Annotated in this window: 20 protein-coding genes; 15 read left to right on the top strand and 5 right to left on the bottom strand. The window is 65.7% G+C overall.

What is annotated here, in order from left to right; all coding sequences use genetic code 11:
• Positions 1-27: 27 nt before the first annotated feature.
• Positions 28-1,755, bottom strand: a complete 1,728-nt coding sequence (locus AC1DUN_RS11660; protein ID WP_477714079.1) for a ShlB/FhaC/HecB family hemolysin secretion/activation protein — start codon at positions 1,753-1,755, stop codon at positions 28-30.
• A gap of 320 nt (positions 1,756-2,075) precedes the next feature.
• On the opposite strand from AC1DUN_RS11660, the gene AC1DUN_RS11655 reads away from it, so the two are divergent.
• Positions 2,076-2,312, top strand: a complete 237-nt coding sequence (locus AC1DUN_RS11655; RefSeq protein WP_477714078.1) for a DUF2061 domain-containing protein — start codon at positions 2,076-2,078, stop codon at positions 2,310-2,312.
• Between the two features lie 26 nt (positions 2,313-2,338).
• On the opposite strand, the gene AC1DUN_RS11650 is transcribed toward AC1DUN_RS11655, so the two are convergent.
• Positions 2,339-3,454, bottom strand: a complete 1,116-nt coding sequence (locus AC1DUN_RS11650; RefSeq protein ID WP_074580226.1) for a 5-methyltetrahydropteroyltriglutamate--homocysteine S-methyltransferase — start codon at positions 3,452-3,454, stop codon at positions 2,339-2,341.
• Positions 3,455-3,605: 151 nt separating this feature from the next.
• On the opposite strand from AC1DUN_RS11650, the gene AC1DUN_RS11645 reads away from it, so the two are divergent.
• From AC1DUN_RS11645 to AC1DUN_RS11595, 11 genes are all read left to right on the top strand, one after another.
• Positions 3,606-4,700, top strand: a complete 1,095-nt coding sequence (locus tag AC1DUN_RS11645) for an aromatic ring-hydroxylating dioxygenase subunit alpha (RefSeq protein WP_477714077.1) — start codon at positions 3,606-3,608, stop codon at positions 4,698-4,700.
• A gap of 23 nt (positions 4,701-4,723) precedes the next feature.
• Complete coding sequence (locus AC1DUN_RS11640; protein WP_477714098.1) at positions 4,724-5,485, top strand: GntR family transcriptional regulator; 762 nt, start codon at positions 4,724-4,726, stop codon at positions 5,483-5,485.
• Complete coding sequence (locus AC1DUN_RS11635) at positions 5,486-6,469, top strand: PDR/VanB family oxidoreductase (protein WP_477714076.1); 984 nt, start codon at positions 5,486-5,488, stop codon at positions 6,467-6,469.
• A gap of 220 nt (positions 6,470-6,689) precedes the next feature.
• Positions 6,690-7,862: an ABC transporter substrate-binding protein gene (locus tag AC1DUN_RS11630; protein ID WP_477714075.1), complete on the top strand. Its 1,173-nt coding sequence runs from the start codon at positions 6,690-6,692 to the stop codon at positions 7,860-7,862.
• A 128-nt stretch (positions 7,863-7,990) separates the two neighbouring features.
• Positions 7,991-8,863: a branched-chain amino acid ABC transporter permease gene (locus AC1DUN_RS11625; protein WP_074580221.1), complete on the top strand. Its 873-nt coding sequence runs from the start codon at positions 7,991-7,993 to the stop codon at positions 8,861-8,863.
• Position 8,864: 1 nt separating this feature from the next.
• Positions 8,865-9,836 (top strand): branched-chain amino acid ABC transporter permease, encoded by a 972-nt coding sequence (locus AC1DUN_RS11620; RefSeq protein ID WP_477714074.1) that lies wholly within the window; start codon positions 8,865-8,867, stop codon positions 9,834-9,836.
• Positions 9,833-10,618 (top strand): ABC transporter ATP-binding protein, encoded by a 786-nt coding sequence (locus AC1DUN_RS11615; RefSeq protein WP_477714073.1) that lies wholly within the window; start codon positions 9,833-9,835, stop codon positions 10,616-10,618. The genes AC1DUN_RS11620 and AC1DUN_RS11615 overlap by 4 nt, the downstream gene beginning before the upstream one ends.
• Positions 10,611-11,327 carry an ABC transporter ATP-binding protein gene (locus AC1DUN_RS11610; RefSeq protein ID WP_477714072.1) on the top strand — a complete coding sequence of 239 codons (717 nt, stop codon included), beginning with the start codon at positions 10,611-10,613 and terminating at the stop codon, positions 11,325-11,327. Before AC1DUN_RS11615 ends, AC1DUN_RS11610 begins: the two co-directional genes overlap by 8 nt.
• 244 nt (positions 11,328-11,571) lie before the next feature.
• The gene (locus AC1DUN_RS11605; protein WP_413328782.1) at positions 11,572-13,890 is read left to right on the top strand and encodes an NADP-dependent malic enzyme; all 2,319 of its coding nucleotides are present in this window, start codon (positions 11,572-11,574) and stop codon (positions 13,888-13,890) included.
• A gap of 216 nt (positions 13,891-14,106) precedes the next feature.
• Positions 14,107-14,484, top strand: a complete 378-nt coding sequence (locus tag AC1DUN_RS11600; RefSeq protein WP_139201092.1) for a guanyl-specific ribonuclease — start codon at positions 14,107-14,109, stop codon at positions 14,482-14,484.
• A 53-nt stretch (positions 14,485-14,537) separates the two neighbouring features.
• A complete protein-coding gene (locus AC1DUN_RS11595) occupies positions 14,538-14,987 on the top strand; it encodes a barstar family protein (RefSeq protein ID WP_477714071.1) in 450 nt (149 codons plus the stop codon).
• A gap of 248 nt (positions 14,988-15,235) precedes the next feature.
• Here AC1DUN_RS11595 and rsmA read toward each other — a convergent pair whose 3' ends face one another.
• The 3 genes from rsmA to AC1DUN_RS11580 all read right to left on the bottom strand — a co-directional run bounded on the left by rsmA (position 15,236) and on the right by AC1DUN_RS11580 (position 19,992).
• A complete protein-coding gene (gene rsmA, locus AC1DUN_RS11590) occupies positions 15,236-16,006 on the bottom strand; it encodes a 16S rRNA (adenine(1518)-N(6)/adenine(1519)-N(6))-dimethyltransferase RsmA (protein WP_477714070.1) in 771 nt (256 codons plus the stop codon).
• Between the two features lie 139 nt (positions 16,007-16,145).
• Positions 16,146-17,549 (bottom strand): peptidylprolyl isomerase, encoded by a 1,404-nt coding sequence (locus tag AC1DUN_RS11585; protein ID WP_477714069.1) that lies wholly within the window; start codon positions 17,547-17,549, stop codon positions 16,146-16,148.
• Positions 17,542-19,992: an LPS-assembly protein LptD gene (locus tag AC1DUN_RS11580; protein ID WP_477714068.1), complete on the bottom strand. Its 2,451-nt coding sequence runs from the start codon at positions 19,990-19,992 to the stop codon at positions 17,542-17,544. Before AC1DUN_RS11580 ends, AC1DUN_RS11585 begins: the two co-directional genes overlap by 8 nt.
• Before the next feature lie 117 nt (positions 19,993-20,109).
• Here AC1DUN_RS11580 and AC1DUN_RS11575 point away from each other — a divergent pair, with 117 nt between their 5' ends.
• Genes AC1DUN_RS11575 through AC1DUN_RS11565 form a run of 3 tightly spaced genes read left to right on the top strand, consistent with a single transcriptional unit; the run spans position 20,110 to position 23,147 of the window.
• Positions 20,110-21,216 (top strand): aminoglycoside phosphotransferase family protein, encoded by a 1,107-nt coding sequence (locus AC1DUN_RS11575; protein WP_477714067.1) that lies wholly within the window; start codon positions 20,110-20,112, stop codon positions 21,214-21,216.
• A gap of 9 nt (positions 21,217-21,225) precedes the next feature.
• On the top strand, positions 21,226-21,981 hold the full coding sequence (locus tag AC1DUN_RS11570) for a 16S rRNA (uracil(1498)-N(3))-methyltransferase (RefSeq protein WP_477714066.1): 756 nt from the start codon (positions 21,226-21,228) through the stop codon (positions 21,979-21,981).
• Positions 21,978-23,147: an MFS transporter gene (locus AC1DUN_RS11565; RefSeq protein WP_477714065.1), complete on the top strand. Its 1,170-nt coding sequence runs from the start codon at positions 21,978-21,980 to the stop codon at positions 23,145-23,147. Before AC1DUN_RS11570 ends, AC1DUN_RS11565 begins: the two co-directional genes overlap by 4 nt.
• Positions 23,148-23,201 lie beyond the last annotated feature (54 nt).

Here is a 23,201-nt window from a genome sequence, read left to right as displayed (position 1 = left end):
GATGGGCATTCGGAATGAAGGGGTGTACTAAAACCAGGTCTGGGCCGACAGCCAGGCGCGCGGTGCGCGGTCCGGGTCGCCGGTGGAGGGTTGCGCGGGCGTGGTGCGCCAGGCCAGGTAGCTTTTGATGAGGAACTTGCCGGGCCGGCCCAGCGTGGCGCCCACGCCAAAGGAGCCCAGGCTCAAGGTGTTGGTGTTGCCGGGCACGGTGGCGCCGTTGCGGTTGAAGTGCACGCGCCCGAAGTCGTAAAAGGCGAGCAAGGTCAGGGGCTCGCCCCACGGCGCTTGCGGGAACTGGTAGCGCGACTCCAGGTTGAGCAGGAAGCCCGTGTCGCCCACGCCTTCGCCCACCGGGTAGCCGCGCACGCCATTGGGCCCGCCCAGCACCATTTTTTCGGCCGAGCTGAGGTTCTTCGAGGCGAGCTGCGCCTGGGCCGCGAGGTGAACGCTGTAGGGCGCATCGAAAAACTGCGAGCGCTGGAACTCCAGGTTCAGCTTGCTGAAGCCGCCCGCCGTGCGCAGGCCGCCCAGGCCGTCGTCCAGGGCCTGGTCGGCCGCATTGAGCGTGAGGCGGCCGAACGTGAGGTTGAGGGCATAGTTGTTCAGGCCGCTGCCGCCCATCGCTTCGTCGACGAAATTGCCCGCCAAGCCCAGCCTGAGCGCGGTGATGTCGCGTTCGCTTTTCAACGCGGGCGTGCGGGTTTCATCGACCAGCTTTTTTTGTTCCGCGCTGACGAAGCCGTATACATTTGCGCCGCGCCCGCGCAGCAGGGGCTGCGACAGGCTGATGCCCGCGATGTCGGCGCTGCCGCTGGCACCCAACGCCTCGAACTGTTTGCCCAGCGCGTAATCGAGCCGCGCCAGACTCAGGCCCAGCCGCGTGCCGGAGTTGCCCACCGGCACGGTGTAGCCGAGGCGATACAGGGCGGAGCCGGCCTGATCGCTGTGCTGGGCGCTCAATGCCACCACGTCGCCGCGGCCCAGCAGGTTGTTGATATTGGCGTTGAGCACGGCGCGCACGGCGCCGGCGGTGCGTGCGCCGTGGTTGTCGATGCTGACCGAGCCGTCCATGCGCGGGCCCTTGGCCTGGACGGTGACCAGCACATCGGCCTGGCCCAGGCGCTCGCCGGGCTGGACGGTCGCGGCGGCCTCAAAGCCGGCCAGGTCGCGCAGCAGCAGCACGGGTTTGTCGAGCGCGTATTCGGTGACGGCGTCGCCCGTCTTGAGCTGGCCGGCCACCAGGCTTTCGGCGAAAGCCTGCGAAATGCCGGAGCCGTCCACGCGCACGGTGACGCGGCCCACGCGCGCTTCGAGGATGGCGATGGTGACGCTGCCGCCCTGGGCGGCGAAGGCCTGCTCGGGCAAATAGGCTTGCGTGAGCAGGTAGCCCTTTTGCCGGTAGTAGGCGCTGACGCTGTTGGCCGCTTCGCTCAGGCCGGCCATGTCGGTGGGCTGGTTCAGGCGGGACGCGAGCAGGGCGGCCAGCAGCTCGCTGGAGAACACCGTGTTGCCGGTGAAGCTGAAAGCCGCCGGCGTGATGCGCGCCGCACCGGGGGCGGGCGGCGTGGCCTGGGGTGGCCGCAATTCCAGCGGCGGCTCGCCGCGCGGCGGCAGCTGGGGCAGGGAGCCGGGCGACTCCAGCAGGGTGCCGGCGTCCGGCCGCAGCTGGGCCAGCGCAGGCGCAGCCCCGGCGGCGCAGGCAGCCCATACAAACCAGGCCCAAGCCTGGCGCAGCAAAACATGAGGACGGGACAAGCGCAAACCCTTAAGCCAGATTGCAACAAAATGTTGTAAACCGGTTGTAGTCTTTTGGGTTCATTCTGTCCAACAGTTTCCCTGTTTCGGACGCAGCTTTAGCGCGTATCTGTTTGTTTTTTCACACTTTTTTGATGTCGACTGGGTCAGGCGGTGAAGCGGCCCGCAAAATGTTGCAATCTGTAAATAGCCGGCGCGTGGGCCGTTTGCGGGCCCAGGCGCTATGGGTTGTTTAGGCCCAATCAATTGGCCAGAAAATTAGCCAATCTCTACCATTGGTAACGAATCAATCGTTTTTAGCTATTTCAAAGGAGAGGCTGATGACTGAACTTGTGCGGGCCAACCTGCCCACCCTGAAAAAGACTGCCAGCTATTACGTGGTGCACGTGACTGTGGCGGCGCTGGTCGCCTATGCGGTAACCGGCAGCTTTCTGCTGGCGATCACGCTAAGCCTGCTGGAGCCGAGCGTGCAGGCTTTTGCTTTTTTCTTCCATGAGAAAGCCTGGCAGCGCTGGGGCGGCCAGCGCGCGGCCGCGCCCGCAGCGGCGGGCGCCTAGGGCTTAGTGCGGCTGGAGGATACGGCTTAGGCCGTACCCCAGACTTCGCGTGCGGTCTCCACGACCAAGCGAAGCTTGTTGCGCTGCGCCTCGACGGCGATGTTGTTGCCGTGCACCGTGCTGCTGAAGCCGCACTGCGGTGACAGCGCGAGCTGCTCCAGCGGCGCGTATTTTGCGGCGTCCTCGATGCGGCGCTTGAGGTCGTCCTTGCTTTCCATCTCACCGAACTTGGTGGTGACCAGGCCCAGCACCACGGTCTTGCCCTTGGGCAGGTAGCGCAGCGGCCGGAAGTCGCCGCTGCGGCTGTCGTCGTACTCGAGGAAATAGGCGTCCAGGTCCATCTCCTTGAGCAGCGCCTCGGCCACCGGCTCGTAGTTGCCGGCCGCGGCGTGGGTGCTCTTGAAGTTGCCGCGGCACAGGTGCATGGCCAGGGTCATGCCGGCGGGTTTTTGCGCGACTACCTTGTTGATGAACTTCGCGTAGCGATGCGGCAGCTCGTTGGGGTCGTCGCCGCGCTGGCGCGCCGCTTCGCGCATTTTTTCGTCGCAGAGGTAAGCCAGGTTGGTGTCGTCCATCTGTACGTAGGTGCAGCCGGCCGCGGCCAGGCTGCGCAACTCGTCGCCATAGGCCTTGGCCACGTCGTCATAAAAATCCGGTTCAAGTTCGGGATAGGCCTCCTTGCTGATGCCGGCACGGCCGCCGCGAAAGTGCAGCATGGTGGGTGAGGGAATCGTGACCTTGGGCGTGTTACCCGCGCTGACCTGGCTTTTGAGGTACTGGAAGTCGGCGAGCTGGATGTCCTTCACGTGGCGCACCTTGTCGATCACGCGCATCACGGGCGGCGCCAGTTCCATGCTGCCGTCGGGCCGCTGTATGGTGACCGGGATGTCGGTCTTCACGCCGCCGATCTGCTCGAGGAAATCGATGTGGAAGTAGGTGCGGCGGAATTCGCCGTCGGTGATGCTTTTAAGGCCCACGTCTTCCTGGAACTTCACGATTTCGGTGATGGCCTGGTCTTCAACCTTGCGCAGCTGTTCGGGCGTGATCTGGCCCTTGGCTTTCTGCTCGCGGGCTTCCAGCAGGTATTGCGGGCGCAAAAAGCTGCCGACATGGTCATAACGGGCGGGTAGTTTGGCGGTCATGGGAAAGTCTCCAGGGTTGGCGAATTGGCAGATACAGGCATCATGGTATTCCAGCTGGAAACAGCCTCATTGAATACAATGACTTCGTATTTACCCTGAATTCCGACCTTTTACTTGGCTTTTTGGCTATTTATGTATACATTGAGTATCCATGGATACCAAAAAACCCACTTTTCCGCTCAACGCCTGGTATGCCGCCGCCTATGACGTTGAAGTCGGCCGCAAGCTGCTGGCGCGCACCATCTGCAAGCAAAAACTCGTGATGTTCCGCCGCACCGACGGCCAGGTGGCCGCGCTGGAAGATGCCTGCTGGCACCGGCTGCTGCCGCTGTCCATGGGCTCGCTGGACGGCGACGAAGTGACCTGCGGCTACCACGGCCTGGTCTACAACGCCCAGGGCCGCTGCACCCATATGCCCAGCCAGGAAACCCTGAACCCCTCGGCCTGCGTGCGCGCTTTTCCGGTGGTGGAAAAGCACCGCTTCGTCTGGATCTGGCCCGGCGACCCGGCCAAGGCGGATCCGGCGCTGGTGCCCGACATGCACTGGAACGACGATCCGGACTGGGCCGGCGACGGCAAGCTGATCACCGTGAAGTGCGACTACCGCCTGGTAGTGGACAACCTGATGGACCTGACCCACGAGACCTTTGTGCACGGCTCCAGCATTGGCCAGCGCGCCGTGGCCGAGGCGCCTTTTGTGGCCACGCACGGCGACCGCAGCGCCACCGTGACGCGCTGGATGGAAAACATAGCCGCGCCGCCCTTCTGGGCCGGGCAGATCGAACACGCACGCGGCTACAGGGGCAAGGTGGACCGCTGGCAGATCATCCGGTTCGAAGCGCCCTGCACCGTGAACATCGACGTCGGCGTGGCCGAGGCCGGCTCGGGCGCGCCGCCCAAAGACGGACAGCCGGGCGACCGCAGCAAGGGCGTCAACGGCTTTGTGCTGAACACCGTGACGCCCGAGACCGACGGCAGCTGCCACTACTTCTGGGCCTTCGCGCGCAACTACTGCCTGGGCGAGCAGCGCCTGACACACCAGCTGCGCGAGGGCGTGGCCGGCATCTTCCGCGAGGACGAGCATGTGCTGGAAGCCCAGCAGGTCGCGATTGAGGAACACCCGGACCACCAGTTTTACAACCTCAACATCGATGCCGGCTCCATGTGGGCCAGGCGCCTGATAGACCGCATGATTGCGCAGGAAGCACCGCCTGCGCCTGTGATTCCGATCCGCCTGGCGGCCTGACCCCCATGGTGAAAGCACTCCCTATGGCCAACGCCGCCAACCCAGCTGCCGCCCCCAACAACAGCCTGGAAAGCGCGCAGGTGAGGGCGCAGCTGCAGCTGCGCGAGATGATCCTGGCGGGCGAGCTGCCCGGCGGCGCGCGCATCGCCGAGCTGTCCATCGTCGAGAAGCTGGGCGTTTCGCGCACACCCATACGCGCCGCGCTGATGCGGCTGGAGCAGGAAGGCCTGCTCGAATCGCTGCCCAATGGCGGTTTCGCGGTGCGCACCTTTTCCGAGCGCGACGTGTCCGAAGCGATCGAGCTGCGCGGCACGATTGAAGGCCTGTCGGCGCGGCTGGCGGCCGAGCGCGGCGCGCCCACGGTGGTGCTGGGCGAAGCGCGCGAATGCCTGAACCGCATCGACGCGGTGCTGAGCCAGCCGGCCCTGAACGACGAGGCGTTTTCGGACTATGTGGCGCTCAACGAGCGTTTTCACGCGCTGCTCAGCGAGATGGCGGGCAGCGAGGTGATCGCGAAAGAACTGGACCGCGTCTCCAGCCTGCCGTTTGCCTCGGCCTCGGGCTTTGTGGTGGTGCAGGCCAACTCGCCGCGCGCGCGCGACATGCTCATCGTGGCGCAGGACCAGCACCGCCAGGTGCTGGACGCCATCGAGCAGCGTGAAGGCTCGCGCGCCGAAGCCATCATGCGCGAGCACTCGCGCCTGGCCCAACGCAACCTGCGCGCCGCCGTGGCCAGCCACAACCTGGACCAGATGCCGGGCGTGCGTCTCATAAGAAAGAAGTGAATGAAAGCCAACGCCAGCTGGACCGACGCGGTCATTGATTCCTTTGAAGACCTCACGCCCACCGTGCGCGAGTTCCGCATACGCCCCGCGGGCGGGCAGGGCGTGCCGCGCCACGAACCCGGCAGCCACCTGCAGGTGCAGCTGCTGGTGGGCGGCAGGCCGCAGCAGCGCTCCTATTCCCTGGTCGGCGAGCCCGACGGGCAAACGTGGCGCATCGCGGTCAAGCGGCTGGACGACGGCCGCGGCGGCTCGCGCGCGATGTGGCAGCTGGCCGCCGGCGACCGGCTGCAACTGAGCGGGCCGCACAACCATTTCCCGCTGGACCTCAACGCGCCGGCCTACCTGCTGGTGGCCGGCGGTATAGGCATCACGCCGCTGCTGGGCATGGCCCAGTCGCTGGCCGGTCGCTGCGCGCCATCGGGCCGGCCGCTGCGCATGCTGTACGGCGTGCGCAGCGAAGCCGAGCTGGCTTACGGCCAGGCGCTGCAAGCCTGCCTGGGCCCGCGGCTGCATGCGGCCGTCGACGCGCGCATCGATTTCGCCGCCGAGATCGCGGCCTTGCCGGCCGGCGCGCAGATGTATGTCTGCGGCCCCGTGCCCATGCTGGACGCGGCACGCCACGCCTGGGAAGCCTCGGGCCGGCCGGCGACCGACCTGCGTTACGAGACCTTCGGCAACAGCGGCCGTTTTGCGCCGCAGGCCTTCCGGGTGCTAATTCCGCGCCATGCGCTGGACATCACCGTGCCGGCCGACTGCAGCCTGCTGGACGCGCTGGAGCTGGCCGGCGTGGAGGCGGTGTCCGACTGCAAGCGCGGCGAGTGCGGCCTGTGCACGCTGGACGTGCTGGCGCTGGACGGCGAGATCGACCACCGCGACGTTTTTCTGAGCGAGCATGAAAAACAGGGGAACACGCGGCTGTGCGCCTGTGTCTCACGGGTGGTCGGCTCGGTGACGCTGGACTCTTCCTACCGGCCTGACCTTTGACAAGGCAACTTGTGTGCGATCACCGGGCCATGCGCGCGATGATCGCGCAACGTCCATCAGCGGGTGTCGAACCAGGGGATGACCCGCGACAGAATAAAAGCCAATCGTGTTCGCATAAAGAACATTTGTGCAGATACCGCACTCATACTAGACTCGCAGCGTTTTGCAGCCGCATGCCGGGACGCAGCGGCAAGCACCGAAAAATCACCAGGAGACAAACATGAAAAAACGTAGCTTTCTTACCGCTGCCGCGCTGGCGGCCGCCACACTTGCCGCCGGCCCCGTGCTGGCCCAGGACAACACCTTCAAGATAGGCCTGATCCTGCCGATGACGGGCCAGCAGGCCACCACCGGCCGGCAGATCGAGGCGGCCGCGCGGCTTTACATGGCGCAAAACGGCGACACCGTGGCGGGCAAGAAGATACAGCTGATCGTGAAGGACGACACCTCGCTGCCGGACACCACGCGCCGCCTGGCGCAGGAGCTGGTGGTCAACGACAAGGTCAATGTGCTGGCCGGTTTCGGTATCACGCCCTCGGCCCTGGCCACCGCGCCCATCGCGACGCAGTCCAAGACGCCCATGGTGGTGATGGCGGCGGCGACCTCCAGCATCACGCAAGCCTCGCCCTACATCGTGCGCAGCAGCTTCACCTTGCCGCAGGTCTCGGTCGCGCTGGCCGACTGGGCGCCCAAGAACGGCATCAAGAAGGTGGTCACGCTGGTGTCCGACTACGGCCCCGGCATAGACGCCGAAAAATTCTTCAAGGACCGCCTGACCTTCAACGGCGGCGAAGTGACCGACGCACTGCGCGTGCCGCTGCGCAACCCCGACTTCGCGCCCTTTTTGCAAAAGGTGCGGGACAACAAACCCGACGCGCTGTTTGTCTTTGTGCCTTCGGGCGCGGGCGCCGCGGTGATGAAGCAGTTCCTCGAGCGCGGCCTGGACAAGGCCGGCATACGGCTGATCGCCACCGGCGATGTGACGGACGACGACCAGCTCAACGACATGGGCGATGGCGCGCTGGGCGTGGTGACTTCGCACCACTACTCGGCGGCCCACCCTTCAGCCGTGAACAAGAAGTTTGTGGAGGCTTTTTCCAAGGCCAACAAGGGCTTGCGCCCCAACTTCATGGCCGTCGGCGGCTATGACGGCATGCGCGTGATTTATGAAGCGCTCAAGACCAGCAAGGGCCAGGGCGGCGGCGACGCGCTGCTCGCGGCCATGAAGGGCCAGCTGTTTGAAAGCCCGCGCGGCAAGATTTTCATCGACGCGCAGACGCGCGACATCGTGCAGGACGTCTACCTGCGCAAGGTCGAGAAGAAGGACGGCCAGCTTTACAACGTGGAATTTGACGTGATCAAGGACGTGAAAGACCCCGGGAAGAATAAGTAACCCCCCGAAGCGCCGCTTCGCGTCGCCTCCCCCCTGCTGGGGGCAACCTCTGCGGCCCGGCAAAGCCGGTTCCGCGCCGTTCCTGGCATGGACCTCTTTCAAGCAAACACTGATCCTCCGGCCAAAGCATGCTGACCCTTCTTTTTGACGGTATCGCCTACGGCATGCTGCTGTTCATCCTGGCGGTGGGCCTGGCGGTGACCATGGGCTTGATGAATTTCATCAACCTCGCGCACGGCGCCTTCGCCATGGCCGGCGGCTACATCACCGTGCTGCTGATGCAGCATTTCGGCGTGCCCTTTTTGCTGTGCCTGCCGCTGGCCTTTATCGGCTCGGCGCTGCTGGGCGGCGTGCTGGAGCGCACGCTGTACCGGCCGCTGTACAACAAGCCGCACCTGGACCAGGTGCTGTTTTCCATAGGCCTGGTGTTCATGGCGGTGGCCAGCGTGGACTATTTTGTCGGCTCGACGCAGCAAATCGTGCAGCTGCCGCAATGGCTCAAGGGCCGCACCGAGATCGGCAGCGGCGCCTGGATGCTGGGCATGGGCCACTACCGGCTGTTCATCATCGCGGTCTGCGCGGCGCTGACGGTGGGCCTGCAATACCTGCTGGCGCGCACGCGCTTCGGCAGCCGGCTGCGCGCTTCGGTCGACGACCAGCGCGTGGCCGCCGGCCTGGGCATCAACGTCAACATCGTGTTCCTCTCGACCTTCGCCGTGGGCTCGGGCCTGGCCGGCCTGGGCGGTGCGCTGGGCGCCGAGGTGCTGGGCCTGGACCCGGGCTTTCCGCTCAAGTTCATGATTTATTTCCTGATCGTGGTGGCCGTGGGCGGCACCTCATCGATCACCGGGCCGCTGCTGGCCGCGCTGCTGCTGGGCATCGCCGACGTGGCGGGCAAGTACTACATCCCCAAGCTGGGCGCCTTTATCGTCTACAGCCTGATGATCGTGATCCTGATCTGGCGGCCGCAGGGCCTCTTTGTGCGCAAGGGAGGCAAATAGCATGAGCAACACCCAGATATCGCTGCTCAAAAGCAGCCGCTGGAAACCCTGGGAGCCGGTGCTCTGGCTCATCGCCTTCGCCGCACCGGTGCTGATGCCCAGCCATGCGTCCCTGATCAACGAGATCGCCATCGTCGCGCTGTTCGCGGTGTCGCTGGACCTGGTGCTGGGCTACACCGGCATCGTTTCGCTGGGCCATGCGGCCTTCTTCGGCATAGGCGGTTATGCCGCGGCACTGTTCGCCAAGCTGGTCATGCCCGACCCGCTGCTGGGTCTGGCCGTGGGCGTCACCACCGCCACGCTGCTGGGCGCGGTCTGTTCGCTGACCATCCTGCGCGGCAGCGACCTGACGCGGCTCATGGTGACGCTGGGCGTGGCGCTGATTTTGCTGGAGCTGGCCAACAAGCTGGACTGGTTGACCGGCGGGGCCGACGGCCTGCAAGGCGTGGTCATGGGCCCGCTGCTGGGCCGCTTCGAATTCGACCTTTCGGGCCGCACTGGCGCCTATTACTCGCTGGCCGTGCTGCTGGTCCTGTTTGTGCTGATGCGCCGCCTGGTGCATTCACCGCTGGGCGCGACGCTCAAGGCCATACGCGACAACCGCCTGCGCGCCATGGCGATCGGCATTCCGGTCGCGTCCCGGCTGGCGGTGGTTTACACGGTGGCGGCCGGTGTGGCGGGCGCGGCCGGCGCGCTGCTGACGCAGACCACCGGCTTTGCCTCGCTGGATTTGTTTGAATTCCACCGCTCGGCCGATGTGCTGCTGATCCTGGTGGTGGGCGGCGTGGGCTGGCTGTATGGCGGCGTGGCCGGGGCGATTGTGTTCAAGCTGATGCAGGACGCGCTCTCGTCCATCACGCCGCAGTACTGGACCTTCTGGATAGGCCTGTTCCTGGTGGTGCTGGTGCTGGTGGGCCGCGAACGCCTGGTCCGGCCCTGGACCTGGCTGCCGCGGCGCGGGGGCCGGCCATGAGCGCGCCGGCCCAGGACGCGGTGCTGTCCGCGCAAGGCCTGGTGATGCGCTTCGGCGGCATCGCCGCCACCAACAATGTGAGCCTGAACCTGCGGCGCGGCGCGCGCCATGCGCTGATAGGCCCGAACGGCGCGGGCAAGACCACGCTGGTCAACCTGCTGACGGGCGTGCTGCAACCCACCGAGGGCCGCATCTTCCTCGAGGGCGAGGACATCACGCGGCTGGCGCCGCACCAGCGCGTCAAGCGCGGCATGGTGCGCACCTTCCAGATCAACCAGCTGTTTGACTCGCTCACGCCGCTGCAGACGCTGGCGCTCACCGTGTCGCAGCAGGTGGGCCTGGGCGCGAAATGGTGGCAGGCGCTGGGCCGCAACCGGGCCGTGGCCGAGCGCTGCGAACAGTTGCTGGAACAGTTTCACCTGACGGAGGTGATGGACCAGCCGACCCGCGTGCTGGCCTACGGCAAGCGCCGCCTGCTGGAGATCGCCGTGGCGCTGGCCTGCGAGCCGCGCGTGCTGCTGCTGGACGAACCCGTGGCGGGCGTGCCGGCCGGCGAGCGCGAGGAGCTGCTGCAAACCGTGGCCGCGCTGCCCGCCGATGTCTCGGTGCTGCTGATCGAACACGACATGGACCTGGTGTTCAGCTTTGCCACCACCATGACGGTGCTGGTCAACGGCACGCTGCTGACCGAGGGCACGCCCGAGCAGATCGCAGCCGACCCGCAGGTCAAGGCGGTCTACCTGGGCCATGGCGAGGAGCATGGGGAGGTGGCCCATGGCTGAACTGCTCAAGGTCGACAAACTGCGCGCCGGCTACGGCGAAGCGGTGGTGCTGCACGAGGTCTCGTTCACGCTGGGTGAGGGCCAGACCCTCGCGCTGCTGGGCCGCAACGGCACCGGCAAGACCACGCTGATCAACACCCTGGCGGGAGCGACCCGCCAGCACGGCGGGTCCATCTCTTTCGGCGCGGGTCCGGCCATAGTCGCGCTGCACCAATTGCCCTCGCACGAACGCGCAGCGGCCGGCATAGGCTGGGTGCCGCAGGAGCGCAACATCTTCAAGTCGCTGACGGTGCACGAGAACCTGACGGCGGTGGCGCGGCCGGGCAAGTGGAACCCCGATGGGGTGTACGCCATGTTCCCGCGCCTGGCCGAGCGCAAGACCAATCTGGGCACGCAGCTGTCGGGCGGCGAGCAGCAGATGCTGGCCGTGGGCCGGGCGCTGGTGCTGAATCCGAAACTGCTGCTGCTCGACGAGCCGCTGGAAGGCCTGGCGCCCATCATCGTGGAAGAGTTGCTGCGCGCCATACGCCGCATCACGCGCGAAGAGGGCCTGAGCGCCATCATCGTGGAGCAGCACCCGCAGGCCATCCTGGCGATTTCCGACAGCGCCGTGGTGCTGGACCGCGGCATGGTGGTGCACACGGGCACGGCCCAGGCGCTGCGCGATCAGCCCGAGCGCCTGGACCAGTTGCTGGGCGTGGCGCGTTGAACGGCCGGGCTGCGCGCCCGGCCGCTCCGTTCAGTATTTCGCGCTTAAAGCGCCCAAAAAACATCTACGCGCTGTTATCGTGAACCAGCTTCGCGGCAATACGGCTTTCCATGCTGAAAAGTCAAAAGCGATCCACCTTTTTGCGTAGATTCACTTACTAGGGTTTTCCCGTCCAACGGCCTACAATCCAGACCCTTACAAGAAATTGACGGTCGCCCGACCGTTTCCGCTGGAGACCCTGCTGATGCCGACACCCACCGCCGCGACGCCCGCCGACCGTGAAGAAAAACGCGCTGAACTGCGCCGCGCCGCCCTTGAATACCACGAGTTTCCGACCCCCGGCAAGGTGGCCATCGCGGCAACCAAGCAGCTGACCAACCAGCGCGACCTGGCACTGGCTTACTCCCCCGGCGTCGCCGCGCCCTGCGAAGAGATCGTCAAGGACCCGAACAACGCCTTCAAGTACACCAGCCGCGGCAATCTCGTGGCCGTGGTGACCAACGGCACCGCCGTGCTGGGCCTGGGCGACATCGGCCCGCTGGCCTCCAAGCCGGTCATGGAAGGCAAAGGCGTGCTGTTCAAGAAGTTCGCCGGCGTCGACGTGTTCGACATCGAGATCGACGAAAAAGACCCGGCCAAACTGGTCGACATCATCGCCTCGCTGGAGCCGACCTTCGGCGCCATCAACCTGGAAGACATCAAGGCGCCCGACTGTTTTTATGTGGAGCGCGAGCTGCGCAAGCGCATGAAGATCCCGGTGTTCCACGACGACCAGCACGGCACGGCCATCACGGTGGGCGCGGCGGTGCTGAATGCGCTCAAGGTGGTCGGCAAGGGCCCCGGCCAGGTCAAGCTGGTGACCTCCGGCGCGGGCGCCGCGGCGCTGGCCTGCCTGAACCTGCTGCTCAAGCTGGGCATTCAGCGTGAAAACGTGTTCGTCACCGACCTGGCCGGCGTGGTCTATGAAGGCCGCACCGAACTGATGGACGAGGACAAGATCCAGTTCGCGCAGAAGACCGACGCGCGCACGCTCAGCGACGTGATCGCGGGCGCGGACATCTTCCTGGGACTGTCGGCCGGTGGTGTGCTCAAGAAGGACATGGTCGCCAAGATGGCGGCCAAGCCCATCATCCTGGCGCTAGCCAACCCGAATCCCGAAATCACGCCCGAGGACGTCAAGTCCGTGCGCGACGACGCCATCATGGCGACCGGCCGCACCGACTATCCCAACCAGGTCAACAACGTCCTGTGCTTTCCCTATATCTTCCGCGGCGCGCTGGATGCCGGCGCCTCGACCATCACCGTCGAGATGGAAATCGCGGCCGTGCATGCGATCGCCGAACTCGCGCAGGCCGAGCAGAGTGAAGTTGTGGCAGCCGCCTATGTGGGCGAGAAGCTCGCCTTCGGCCCCGAATACCTGATTCCCAAGCCCTTTGACCCGCGCCTCATGATGAAGATCGCACCTGCGGTGGCGCAGGCGGCGGCCGACAGCGGCGTGGCCCTGCGGCCCATCCAGGACATGAACGCGTATCGCGACAAGCTGCAGAGTTTTGTCTATGCCTCGGGCACGGTCATGAAGCCGATCTTCGCGGCCGCCAAGGCCGCCAGCCGCAAGCGCGTGGCCTACGCCGAGGGCGAGGAAGAACGCGTGCTGCGCGCCTGCCAGATCGTGGTGGACGAAGGCCTGGCACGGCCGACGCTGATAGGCCGGCCCGCCATCATCGCCCAGCGCATCGAGAAATTCGGCCTGCGCCTGAAGGAAGAGCTCGACTACGACGTGGTCAACGTCGAACAAGACCACCGCTACCGCGACTTCTGGCAGACCTACCACCGCATGATGGAGCGCCGCGGCGTCACCGTGCAGATCGCCAAGATCGAGATGCGCCGCCGCCTCACGCTGATCGCCGGCATGCTGCTGCACAAGGGCGACGTGGACGGCCTGATCTGCGGCACCTGGGGCACGACGGCCCACCACCTGGACTACCTGGACCAGGTCATCGGCAAGCGCGAGGGCGTCAACACCTATGCCTGCATGAACGGCCTGCTGTTGCCGAACCGCCAGGTCTTCCTGCTCGACACCCACGTCAACTGCGACCCGACGGCCGAACAGCTCGCCGAGATCACCACCATGGCCGCCGAGGAAATGATGCGCTTCGGCATCAAGCCCAAGGCGGCCCTGCTGTCGCACTCGAACTTCGGCTCTTCCAACCTGCCCAGCGCCCTGAAGATGCGCCGTACGCTGGAACTGCTGCGCGAAAAAGCGCCCTGGCTGGAAGTCGACGGCGAGATGCACGGCGACATGGCGCTGGACGCCGACGCGCGCGGCCTGATCATGCCCAACAGCACGCTGGCCGGCGAGGCCAACCTGCTGGTGCTGCCCAATATTGATGCGGCCAATATTTCGTACAACCTGCTCAAAACGGCAGCCGGCGGCAACATCGCCATCGGCCCCGTGTTGCTGGGCGCGAACAAACCCATGCACATCCTGACCGCCACCGCCACGGTGCGCCGCATCGTCAACATGACGGCCCTCACGGTAGCGGACGCTAACGCGGCCCGATAAGCCCTAATTAGATAGCCAGTACTAACTTATTTAGGCAGTAACCCCGCTCTTTACTGCCTAAATTTTCAGCAGCCACTTGCGTTTTCCGGCCACTTGCGGCAAACTAGCTCTCTTGAAATTTAAGGGTTAACCCGAAATCGGCGGGCGGACCCTGGGTTCAGGAAAGGCTTCTTTTTCATGTTGCGCAATGGGTGGGGACGTCGGCAGGCAGCCAGAATGGCCGGCCTGCTGGTCTTGGCAACCAGCCTGAGCGGGCTGATCCCCAGCGTGGTGCAGGCCAAGGGCGCGGATTCACCGGCGCCGGTCGGCACGATCGCAGCGGCCCAATTGCCCCCGCAAGGGCGCGACATGATGACGCTGATTTACCAGGGTGGGCCGTTCAGGCATGACAAGGACGGCGTGGTGTTTGGCAACCGGGAGCGACTTCTTCCGGCCAACCGTCGCGGTTACTACCGCGAATACACCGTCCGAACGCCCAATGAACGCAGCCGGGGAGCCCGGCGCATTGTTTGTGGCGGCTTGAAACCCACCGCCCCGGATGCCTGTTATTACACCGACGACCACTATGCGAGTTTTCGCAGAATCGTTCAGTAAATGAGCTGTGGTTGTTATTACGAGTTTTTGACTTCAGAGAAAGAGTAGCGGAGATGGATACACCACTTCGTCGGGACAACGAAACGCCGGTGCGCAAGGACAGCGAAACGCCCTTGCGCGGCGTGCGGCCCAATATCGTTCAATCCATACGCGCCTTCCGGGTGCAGGACCTGCAGGATGCCGCGACGCATCTGAACCAGCATTTCCTGTACGCCAACCTGGGCAATGCCCAGAGCAAGCAGGACGTGCTGGACATGATTGCGGCGCAGTACACCTTCCCGGCCCACTTCGGCAAGAATTTCGACGCGCTGTACGACTGCATGACGGACCTGGTCCACAAGTCGGGCCCGCAGCCCGGCTTCATCGTCGTGCTCGAGCAGATTCCGGCCAACGCCAAATTTGACAAGGAAGCGCGCGAGCAGCTGCTCGACATCTTCCGGGATGCCTCGGACTACTGGGCGGATCGAAAGATACCGTTCAGATGCTTCTATTCTTTTCTGTAGCCCGCTCCCCAGACATCGGCCAAGGGGATCGGGCGAATGAGGCCCAGCAAGCAGTTGCAGAAGGTGAAGAAGTCATGCCTACCGACAAACTGGTGGACGTGTCACCTCTGGCATTGCGTATGAGCAGCCCGTTTAACGCGGGTTACTGGCTCGCCGCTGCTTGAAGTAAACCAAATGGAAATGGGCGCCGCTGGCGCCCGCAAAAAAGCCCGTCGACGACGGGCTTTTTTTATGCCGAATGCGGGCGTTCAGGCTTGCAGCGCCTGCACCAGCGCCACGTACTCGGCCACCGGCACCTCTTCCGCGCGGCGCTGCACGTCAAAGGTCCCGCCAAAGCCGCGCGCGGCCAGCCACTGGCCCAGGGTGTGGCGCAGCAGCTTGCGGCGCTGGCTGAAAGCCACCTGCACCAGCTCGCTGAGCAGCCTGGCGTCCAGCGCCGGCGGTGCCGCATGCGGCACCATGCGCACCACGGCGCTGTCCACGCGCGGCGGCGGGTCAAAGCTCTGCGGCGGCACGAACAGCACATTTTCCATGGCGTAGCGCCACTGCAGCATCACGCTGAGCCGGCCGTAATCGCCGGTGGCAGGCGTCGCCACCATGCGGTCTATCACTTCCTTTTGCAGCATGAAGTGCTGGTCTTCAATCACGTCCACGGCGCCCAGCAGGTGAAACAGGATGGGCGTGGAGATGTTGTACGGAAGGTTGCCGACGACCCGAAGTTTTTGCCCCGCCGCGCAGGCGGTGCCCGCCAGCGCATGGATGTCGACCTTGAGGATGTCGGACTCGACCACGCTGAGCTGGGGATGCTCGCGCAGCTGCCGGGCCAGGTCGCGATCCAGCTCGATCACCGTGAGCTTGCCCAGGCGTTCGACCAGGGGTTGCGTCAGGGCGGCCAGCCCGGGCCCGATTTCGACCACAGCCTGACCAGGCCGCGGCGCGATCGCCTGGACTATGCCTTCGATGATGCCCTGGTCAGTCAGGAAATGCTGGCCAAAGCGTTTGCGAGGAATGTGTTTCACGATGCAGCGGCCTTACCCGTTAAATCAGCATGAGCCGTGGAACCGGCTTTGCCGGGCCACAGGCGGGCGGCCCCTCTCATAATGAAAGGGGCAGGGAGAAGCCGCAGGCTACACGCAGTGAGCGACCGTGGGGGCCATCTCACTGCGGCGGTTCACGGTACTCCACATACGCGCGGCCACGGACCTCCTGGGCCCAGAGTGCGTAGGCTTCGCCCTGTTTCTTCTCGCGCAGCACGTTGCGCGCGATCTCGCGCTGGTCGCGCTGCGAGAGCTGGGTGTCGCGGCGCTCCAGCACCTGGATGATGTGCACGCCGAAGCGCGACACCAGCGGATCGGACACCTGGTTGGGCGCCAGGCTGTTCATGACTTTTTCGAACTCGGGCACAAACATGCCTGGGCTGGCCCAGCCCAGGTCGCCGCCTTCCTTGGCCGAGCCGTCATCGCTGTTCTCGCGGGCGAGGGCGGCAAAATCGGCTTGTCCGGCCTGGATACGCTTCTTGAATTCAGCGAGCTTTTCGGTCGCGGCGGCTTCCGTCACCTTGGGGTTCAGCCGCAGCAGGATGTGCCGGGCATGGGTCTGCGTCACGGTCGCGCCCGGCATGCCGCCCTGGCGCTTTTCAATCACCTTGAGGATGTGAAAGCCCGCCCCGCTTCGCACCGGGCCGGCCACTCCGCCGGTTTGCAGGTTTTTGGTGGCATCCACAAAAAGCGGAGGATAACGGTCCGCGGTGCGCAGACCCATCTGGCCGCCAGTCGCGCGTGTGGCCGAAGCGGAGAACTCGGCCGCCAGCGCGGCGAAATCGCCGCCCGCGCGGGCACGGTCGACCACCTGCTGGGCTCGGGCCTGCAGCGCCGCGACCTGCTCGGGCGTGGCGTTCTCGGGCACCGCCACCAGGATCTCACCCAGGTTGAGGGCCAGGGCAGAAGCTTCGGCGGTGCCGCCTTCCTGGTCGCGCAGGAATTGGTCGATCTCCTGCTCGGTCACGCTGACACGCGACTCGAGTTCGCGCTGGCGCAGGCGGCCCACCAAAAGCTCGTCGCGCACTTCGGAGCGGAACTGCGTGTAGTCGATGCCGTCCGCCTTCAGGCGGCTGCGCAGCTCGTCCACGGTAATCTGGTTCTGGGTCGCGACGCTCTGGACCGCGGCCTGGATCGCGCTTTCATCGATCCGCACACCGGAAGCCCGCGCCAGCTGCAGCTGCGCCTTGTCGCTGATCATGCGCTCCAGGACCTGCACCACCAGTTCGCTGCGCGGCGGCAGCGCCGTGCCCTGCTGGAGGATTTGCTGCTCGGTGCGGATCAGCTTGAGGCGGACCTCGCTGTTGGTGATGGGCTCGGAATTCACCACCGCGACGATGAAATCGGCCTGGCGCTGACCAGCCGGGGCCCGCGCGGCCGGATCGGACGACAGGCGCAGCGGCGCGGAGGGCCTCAGCCCCTGTGCTTGCGCCTGCGCCGTCAGCAGCATGGCGAGCGCGAACGCCGTCCCGGCGAGGCGCGGCAGGCCCGAGAAAAATTCTGGAACAAAGCGGTGATTAGTCATAAGTGGTAAAGCGGCTTGGAGCCTCGATTTTCTCACGCAGGTACTGGTAGCGCGGGACATTTGACTTGAGGGTTTCCAGGGGGTTGGCGCCTATGCGGGAGAAACCCACCAGCTCCAGCTGGAACATGATCCGGGTGTCCGTAGTGCCCGTACCGGTCTGCGAGCGCTGCAGCACGACGCGGCCTATCCAGCAGCAGCCGTCGTACTCGACGCCGATGACGGAATCGACCAGCCGCTTGTCCAGCACGCTGTAATTGAGCCGGCCGACCGCGTAGTAGCGCCCGCCGCCCTGGCCCTGCCCGGCGCCCAGGTCCTTGCCCCTGTCGCCCCACAGGTCGTTGATGGGCCATTGCCAGCCGATGTCGATCTGCTCGCTGACATTGCGCTGGCGCCGGAACGCCGCGCTGATGACGCGGTAGTTGCTCGGGTTGTAGCGCACACCGAAAGAGGCGCGCTCGGACTGTTTGGTCTTGGGGTTGTACTGCACCGTGCTGTCGAAAGACCACTGCGGCACCCAGTTGACGGACGCGCCGACCAGGATGTCGCTGATGCGGTCGGTGACGGGCAGCGCGCCGGGCAGCGTTACGCGCTGGTCCTCAAAGCGCAGGCGCTGGGCAATGCCCACGCGCACGGCCTCGGCGCCGGTCGCGGGGTCCAGCAGGCGCGAGGTCACGCCCAGCGTCAACAGGTTCGCGTCGGAAATGCGGTCATTGCCGACAAAGGCGTTTTCGGTGAACACCGTCGCGAAATTGAAGTCGTTGAGGCCGGAATCGTAGTTCGGCAGCCGGCTCTGGTCGCGAAAGGGCGTACGCACATAAAAGGCCCGCGGCTCCAGCGTCTGGGTAAAGTTGCGGCCCAGGAAGCTCGCCTCGCGCTCAAACTGAAGGCCGCTGTCCAGGCTGAAGGTCGGAACGACACGCGAGGCCGAGCGCGCGCCGTCGACCAGCGGCGCGTCGAACTGGTAGCTGGTGGCATGCAGCTGCACCTTGGGCGTGATAAAGCCGGACGACGACAGCCAGGGGCGGCTGACTTGCAGCTTGGTGTAGGCCCGGTTGCTGTTGGGCTGGTTCGTCAGCACCCGGTCCGCGGAAAACCGCGTGTAGTCGCCCTCGATGGACCAGTCAAAGCCATTGCCCAGGCGGCCCAGCGGGGCATCCACCCGGGTGTAGCTGGCCGTGAGCTGCGGCAGACGGTCATAGGGCGGGACGATGGGCGAAGTCACGTCCTGCAGCGTCTGCCATTTCAGAGTGCGCAAGCTGGAGGAGAAAAAGCCCCTGTTCCAGGACAGGGTGGCGTCCTGCGACAACAGCCGCTGGGTGGTGGACCCCAGCCGTGCCGGGAAATCGCGCCAATAGTCGTTGTCGCTGACACGGTTCAGGTTGAGGTTAAGCCCCAGGTTGCCGATGGATGGAAAGCCGGTATTAATGGTACCGGTGTGCTGGTAACCATAAGACCAGCGGTCACGGTCGCGCAGTTTGTCGCTCGGCAGGTAGTTGGCACGGAGCTGGCCGTAATAGGTGGGCTCCAGGTAGCGGAACTCGCCGGCCAGGTCTATGCCGCGCTTGGTCATGATCGCCGGGGAGAAGGTCGCGTCCCGATTCGGCGCGATATCAAAGTAATAGGGCTGGCGAAACTCAAAGCCGTCGGTCGAGCCCATGCTGATGCTGGGCGGCAACAGGCCTGACTTGCGTTTGTCGCTCAGCGGAAAGCTGAACTTGGGAAAAGCCAGGATGGGCACATCCTTGAAGCGGATGACGGCCCCCCGGGCCACGCCGACCTCGGTCTCCAGGTCAAACTCAAAGCTGTTGGCGCGCAGCACCCAGGCCGGCTCCCAGCTCGCTTCATCGCCGCGCTCGCAGGTGGTGTAGCTGGCGCGCTGGGCCGTCAGGTGGTGTTCATCGAGGAAGTCGACCCGCTGCGCCCGGCCGTTGCCGCCATTGCTCAGGAAACGGTAGTCCGGCGTGGTGAAAAACCCCTCAAAGCGGTCCAGCTTGAGTTCCAGCTCGGGGCCTTCAAAGCGGTTGCCGGCCCGGTTGACGCGGACATTGCCGCGGCTTTTGAGCTGGTCGTCGGGCTGGTAATACTCGATGCGGTCGGCGCGGATGGAGGTGGCCCCGCGGCGCAATTCCGCATTGCCGTCTATCACCGTCTCCAGGTCGGGGCGGCCCGACACGCGGTCGCCGAAGACAAAGGTCGGGCCCCGGTCCTGCGGATCACTGGAGACTTCCTCAGCCAGCATGGGCGAGGGCTTGAGCTTGAGCCCGCCCCCGGGTTCCGCCGTCTCCGCGGCGGCGGACGCGCCGCGCGGTGCCGCCGGCGGCACCGCCTGGGCGTGCGCCGTCCCGGCAACAGTCATCCCCAGCGTGGCGCAAAACACAGCCAGCCTGGAGACAGCAAGAGCTACCGGGGAGAGAATAAAAGGCGAGCGGGATGCGTGGCGCATCGTTTATGTGAGATAAACCCGTTTGTAAAATCAGGCCTGATTATCCATGACCCTCCATCCCCTCCCCACAATGCCGAACCCGAGCCCGGCCGCGCGCCCGGCGAAGGCTTCGCCAGCATGACCGCACCGTCCATCGCCTGGGCCGATCCGGCACGCGCCGCCGCCTTCGAGCAATGGCTGGCCGCCACGGCCCGCCAGCACCACCTGCAAGCCAGCACGCTGAGACCGGCCTCCGCCGACGCGAGCTTTCGCCGTTACTTCCGGGTAGACGCCGCATCCGGCGGGGGCAGCTGCATCATCATGGATGCGCCGCCCGCGCAGGAAGACTGCAAACCCTTTGCCAAGGTCGCCGGCCTGATGGCGGACGCCGGCCTGAACGCGCCGCGCGTGCTGGCATGGGACGAGCCCCTGGGCTTTATGCTGCTGAGCGACCTGGGCGCGCGGACCATGATGGAAGTGATCGCCCCGCCCGCCGCGGTCGACGCGATTGCCAGCCCCACATCCGCGCACTACGAGCTGTACGCCCATGCGGTGGACGTCCTGGTGCGCTGGCAGCTCGCGTCGAAACCAGGCGTGCTGCCCCCCTATGACGATGCGCTGCTGTCGCGCGAACTTTCGCTGTTTCCGGACTGGTACGTCGCCAAACATCGCGGCCTCGCGCTGGACACCGGCCTGCGGGACAAACTCGAGGTCCTGTTCACACAGATCAAGGCCAGCAACCTGAATTCGCTCGACGGCGCGCGCGTATTCGTGCACCGCGACTTCATGCCCCGCAACCTGATGATTCCAGATGGAGCGTCAACAGCCCCCGCGGATGCGCCGCCGCTCGGCGTGCTGGACTTCCAGGACGCGGTCTACGGCCCCATCACCTACGACATCGCCAGCCTGATGCGCGATGCCTTCCTGAGCTGGGAAGAGGATTTTGTGCTCGACATCACCGTGCGCTACTGGCAGAAGGCCCGCAAGGCGGGCTTGCCGGTGGGTGACGATTTCGGCGAGTTTTACCGGGCCGTCGAATGGATGGGCCTGCAGCGCCACCTCAAAGTGCTGGGCATTTTCGCCCGCCTCACGCTGCGCGACGGCAAGCCCAAATACCTGGCCGATACCCCGCGCTTCATCAAATACGCGCGCAACACCGCCGCGCGCTACCGGCAGCTGGGCCCGCTGATGGTGCTGCTCGACGAGATCGAAGGCAATGAGACCCGCGTGGGCTACACGTTTTAAGGCCATGCCATGAATGCCCGTTTCTACGCCGACATCGCGCTGGTGCCGGGCACGACGGTCCAGCTGCCGCCGGACGCCGCCCGCCACGTGCAGGTCCTGCGGCTGCAGCCCGGGGACGCCCTCTCGCTGTTCAACGGCCGGGGCGACGGCCTGCCCGGCAGCGAAGGGGAGTTCGGCGCCACGGTCGCGCGCATGGGGCGCAGCGAGGTTGAAGTCACCATCGGTGCATACACCCCGACGATGCGCGAGGCCGGCCGCGCCATCCACCTGGCGGTCGGCATGCCGGCCAACGAGCGCATGGACTGGCTGGTGGAAAAAGCCGCCGAGCTGGGCGCGGCCAGCATCCAGCCCCTGATGAGCGAGCGCAGCGTGCTGCGCCTCAAAGGCGAGCGTGCCGACAAAAAAATCTCGCACTGGCGCGGCGTGGCCGTCGCCGCCTGCGAACAGTGCGGCCGCAGCCGCGTCCCGCTGATCCACGAGGTCGCCAGCCTGGCCGACTGGCTCAAGAGCGCCGGGAACGCGGCCGCGGACGGTAGCCGCCTGCTGCTGTCGCTGCGCGAGGGCAGCCGCCCACTGGCCCAGGCGGTGCCGGGCAGCGGCGCGCTGACGTTTTTGAGCGGCCCCGAGGGCGGCCTGAGCCCCACCGAGGAAGCCGCGGCCATCGCCGGCGGCTTCAGCCCCGTCACGCTGGGCCCGCGTGTGCTGCGGGCCGAAACCGCGCCGCTGGCCTGCCTGTCCCTGCTGACGCTGGGTGGAGCCGCATGAACCGCAACCTCTGGCTGTTGGCCATCTGCCAGGGCCTGTTCCTGACCAACAACGTCACCTTCATCGCCATCAACGGCCTGGTCGGCCTGAACCTGGCGCCGCTGGGCTGGATGGCCACCCTGCCCGTCATGGGTTATGTGGTGGGCGGGGCGCTGTCGACCGCGGTGGTGGCCCGCACACAATCGCGCTTCGGGCGCAAGACCTCTTTCCAGCTGGGCCTGCTGGTGGCCGTGGCCTCGGCCCTGCTGTGCTGCTATGCGGCCTACAGCCGCAACTTCTGGCTGCTGGTGACGGCCACGGTGGTGGCCGGCTACTACAGCGCCAACGCGCAGCTCTACCGCTTCGCCGCGGCCGAGCTGGCCCTGCCGGCCTTTCGCGAAAAAGCCATTTCGCTGGTCATGGCCGGCGGCCTGCTGGGCGCCGTCGCCGGGCCCAACCTCGCGGCGCACACGCGGGAGCTGACCGCTGTGCCGTTTGCCGGTGCCTACCTGGCGCTGGCCGGCGTGGCGCTGCTGTCCATGGCCTTGCTGGCCTTCATCCAGTTCCCGCCACCGCCCGCGGCGCATGCGGCCCGCGGCGGAAGGCCGCTTGGCGAAATCATGCGCCAGCCGGTCTTTATCGTGGCCGCGGCCGCCGGCGCCCTGGGTTTTGGCGTGATGAATTTGCTGATGGCCGCCACGCCCATCGCCATGCAAGTCTGCGGCCTGCCGTTTTCCAGCGTCGCGCTGGTGCTGGAGTGGCATGTGATCGGCATGTTCGCGCCGGGCTTTTTCACCGGCCACCTGATACGCCGCTTCGGCACCCTCCCCATCATGGCGGTGGGCTTGGCCTTGAACCTCCTGTGCGTGCTGATCGCGCTCTCGGGCGTGGACCTCAAGCAGTTCCTGGGGGCGCTTTTTCTGTTGGGGCTGGGCTGGAATTTCCTGTTCACCGGCGCCACCACGCTGGCGCTCACGGCTTACCGCCCCGAAGAAAAAGACAAAGCGCAGGGCGCGCTCAATTTCTGCATTTTTGCCGTGCTGGCGGTTTCGTCGCTGGCTTCGGGCGTGCTGGTCACGACCCAGGGCTGGGCCTTGCTCAACCTCGGTTCGCTGCTGCCGCTGGGCCTGACCGGCGCGTTGCTGGCCTGGCTTGCACTGGGCCGGCGCAGGGAACAGAATGCCTGAGGCCTTCCACGGTTGTGTCTCCCGTTTTCTCCCGTTTTTATTTCACCCCCACTT

The sequence above is a fragment of the Polaromonas sp. P4_F6 genome, from assembly GCF_056401275.1.
This window is presented reverse-complemented; position numbering and strand designations above follow the sequence as displayed.

What these genes read in the sequence shown, in the direction of transcription:
- AC1DUN_RS11615 (WP_477714073.1), top strand. Translation starts at nt 9,833, where the DNA reads ATGAGCGCGCCGGCCCAGGACGCGGTGCTGTCCGCGCAAGGCCTGGTG.
- AC1DUN_RS11600 (WP_139201092.1), top strand. Translation starts at nt 14,107, where the DNA reads ATGGCCGGCCTGCTGGTCTTGGCAACCAGCCTGAGCGGGCTGATCCCC.
- AC1DUN_RS11565 (WP_477714065.1), top strand. Translation starts at nt 21,978, where the DNA reads ATGAACCGCAACCTCTGGCTGTTGGCCATCTGCCAGGGCCTGTTCCTG.
- AC1DUN_RS11575 (WP_477714067.1), top strand. Translation starts at nt 20,110, where the DNA reads ATGACCGCACCGTCCATCGCCTGGGCCGATCCGGCACGCGCCGCCGCC.
- AC1DUN_RS11650 (WP_074580226.1), bottom strand. Translation starts at nt 3,454, where the DNA reads ATGACCGCCAAACTACCCGCCCGTTATGACCATGTCGGCAGCTTTTTG.
- AC1DUN_RS11640 (WP_477714098.1), top strand. Translation starts at nt 4,724, where the DNA reads ATGGCCAACGCCGCCAACCCAGCTGCCGCCCCCAACAACAGCCTGGAA.
- AC1DUN_RS11635 (WP_477714076.1), top strand. Translation starts at nt 5,486, where the DNA reads ATGAAAGCCAACGCCAGCTGGACCGACGCGGTCATTGATTCCTTTGAA.
- AC1DUN_RS11605 (WP_413328782.1), top strand. Translation starts at nt 11,572, where the DNA reads ATGCCGACACCCACCGCCGCGACGCCCGCCGACCGTGAAGAAAAACGC.
- AC1DUN_RS11585 (WP_477714069.1), bottom strand. Translation starts at nt 17,549, where the DNA reads ATGACTAATCACCGCTTTGTTCCAGAATTTTTCTCGGGCCTGCCGCGC.
- AC1DUN_RS11570 (WP_477714066.1), top strand. Translation starts at nt 21,226, where the DNA reads ATGAATGCCCGTTTCTACGCCGACATCGCGCTGGTGCCGGGCACGACG.
- AC1DUN_RS11580 (WP_477714068.1), bottom strand. Translation starts at nt 19,992, where the DNA reads ATGCGCCACGCATCCCGCTCGCCTTTTATTCTCTCCCCGGTAGCTCTT.
- AC1DUN_RS11655 (WP_477714078.1), top strand. Translation starts at nt 2,076, where the DNA reads ATGACTGAACTTGTGCGGGCCAACCTGCCCACCCTGAAAAAGACTGCC.
- AC1DUN_RS11610 (WP_477714072.1), top strand. Translation starts at nt 10,611, where the DNA reads ATGGCTGAACTGCTCAAGGTCGACAAACTGCGCGCCGGCTACGGCGAA.
- AC1DUN_RS11630 (WP_477714075.1), top strand. Translation starts at nt 6,690, where the DNA reads ATGAAAAAACGTAGCTTTCTTACCGCTGCCGCGCTGGCGGCCGCCACA.
- AC1DUN_RS11620 (WP_477714074.1), top strand. Translation starts at nt 8,865, where the DNA reads ATGAGCAACACCCAGATATCGCTGCTCAAAAGCAGCCGCTGGAAACCC.
- AC1DUN_RS11595 (WP_477714071.1), top strand. Translation starts at nt 14,538, where the DNA reads ATGGATACACCACTTCGTCGGGACAACGAAACGCCGGTGCGCAAGGAC.
- AC1DUN_RS11645 (WP_477714077.1), top strand. Translation starts at nt 3,606, where the DNA reads ATGGATACCAAAAAACCCACTTTTCCGCTCAACGCCTGGTATGCCGCC.
- AC1DUN_RS11625 (WP_074580221.1), top strand. Translation starts at nt 7,991, where the DNA reads ATGCTGACCCTTCTTTTTGACGGTATCGCCTACGGCATGCTGCTGTTC.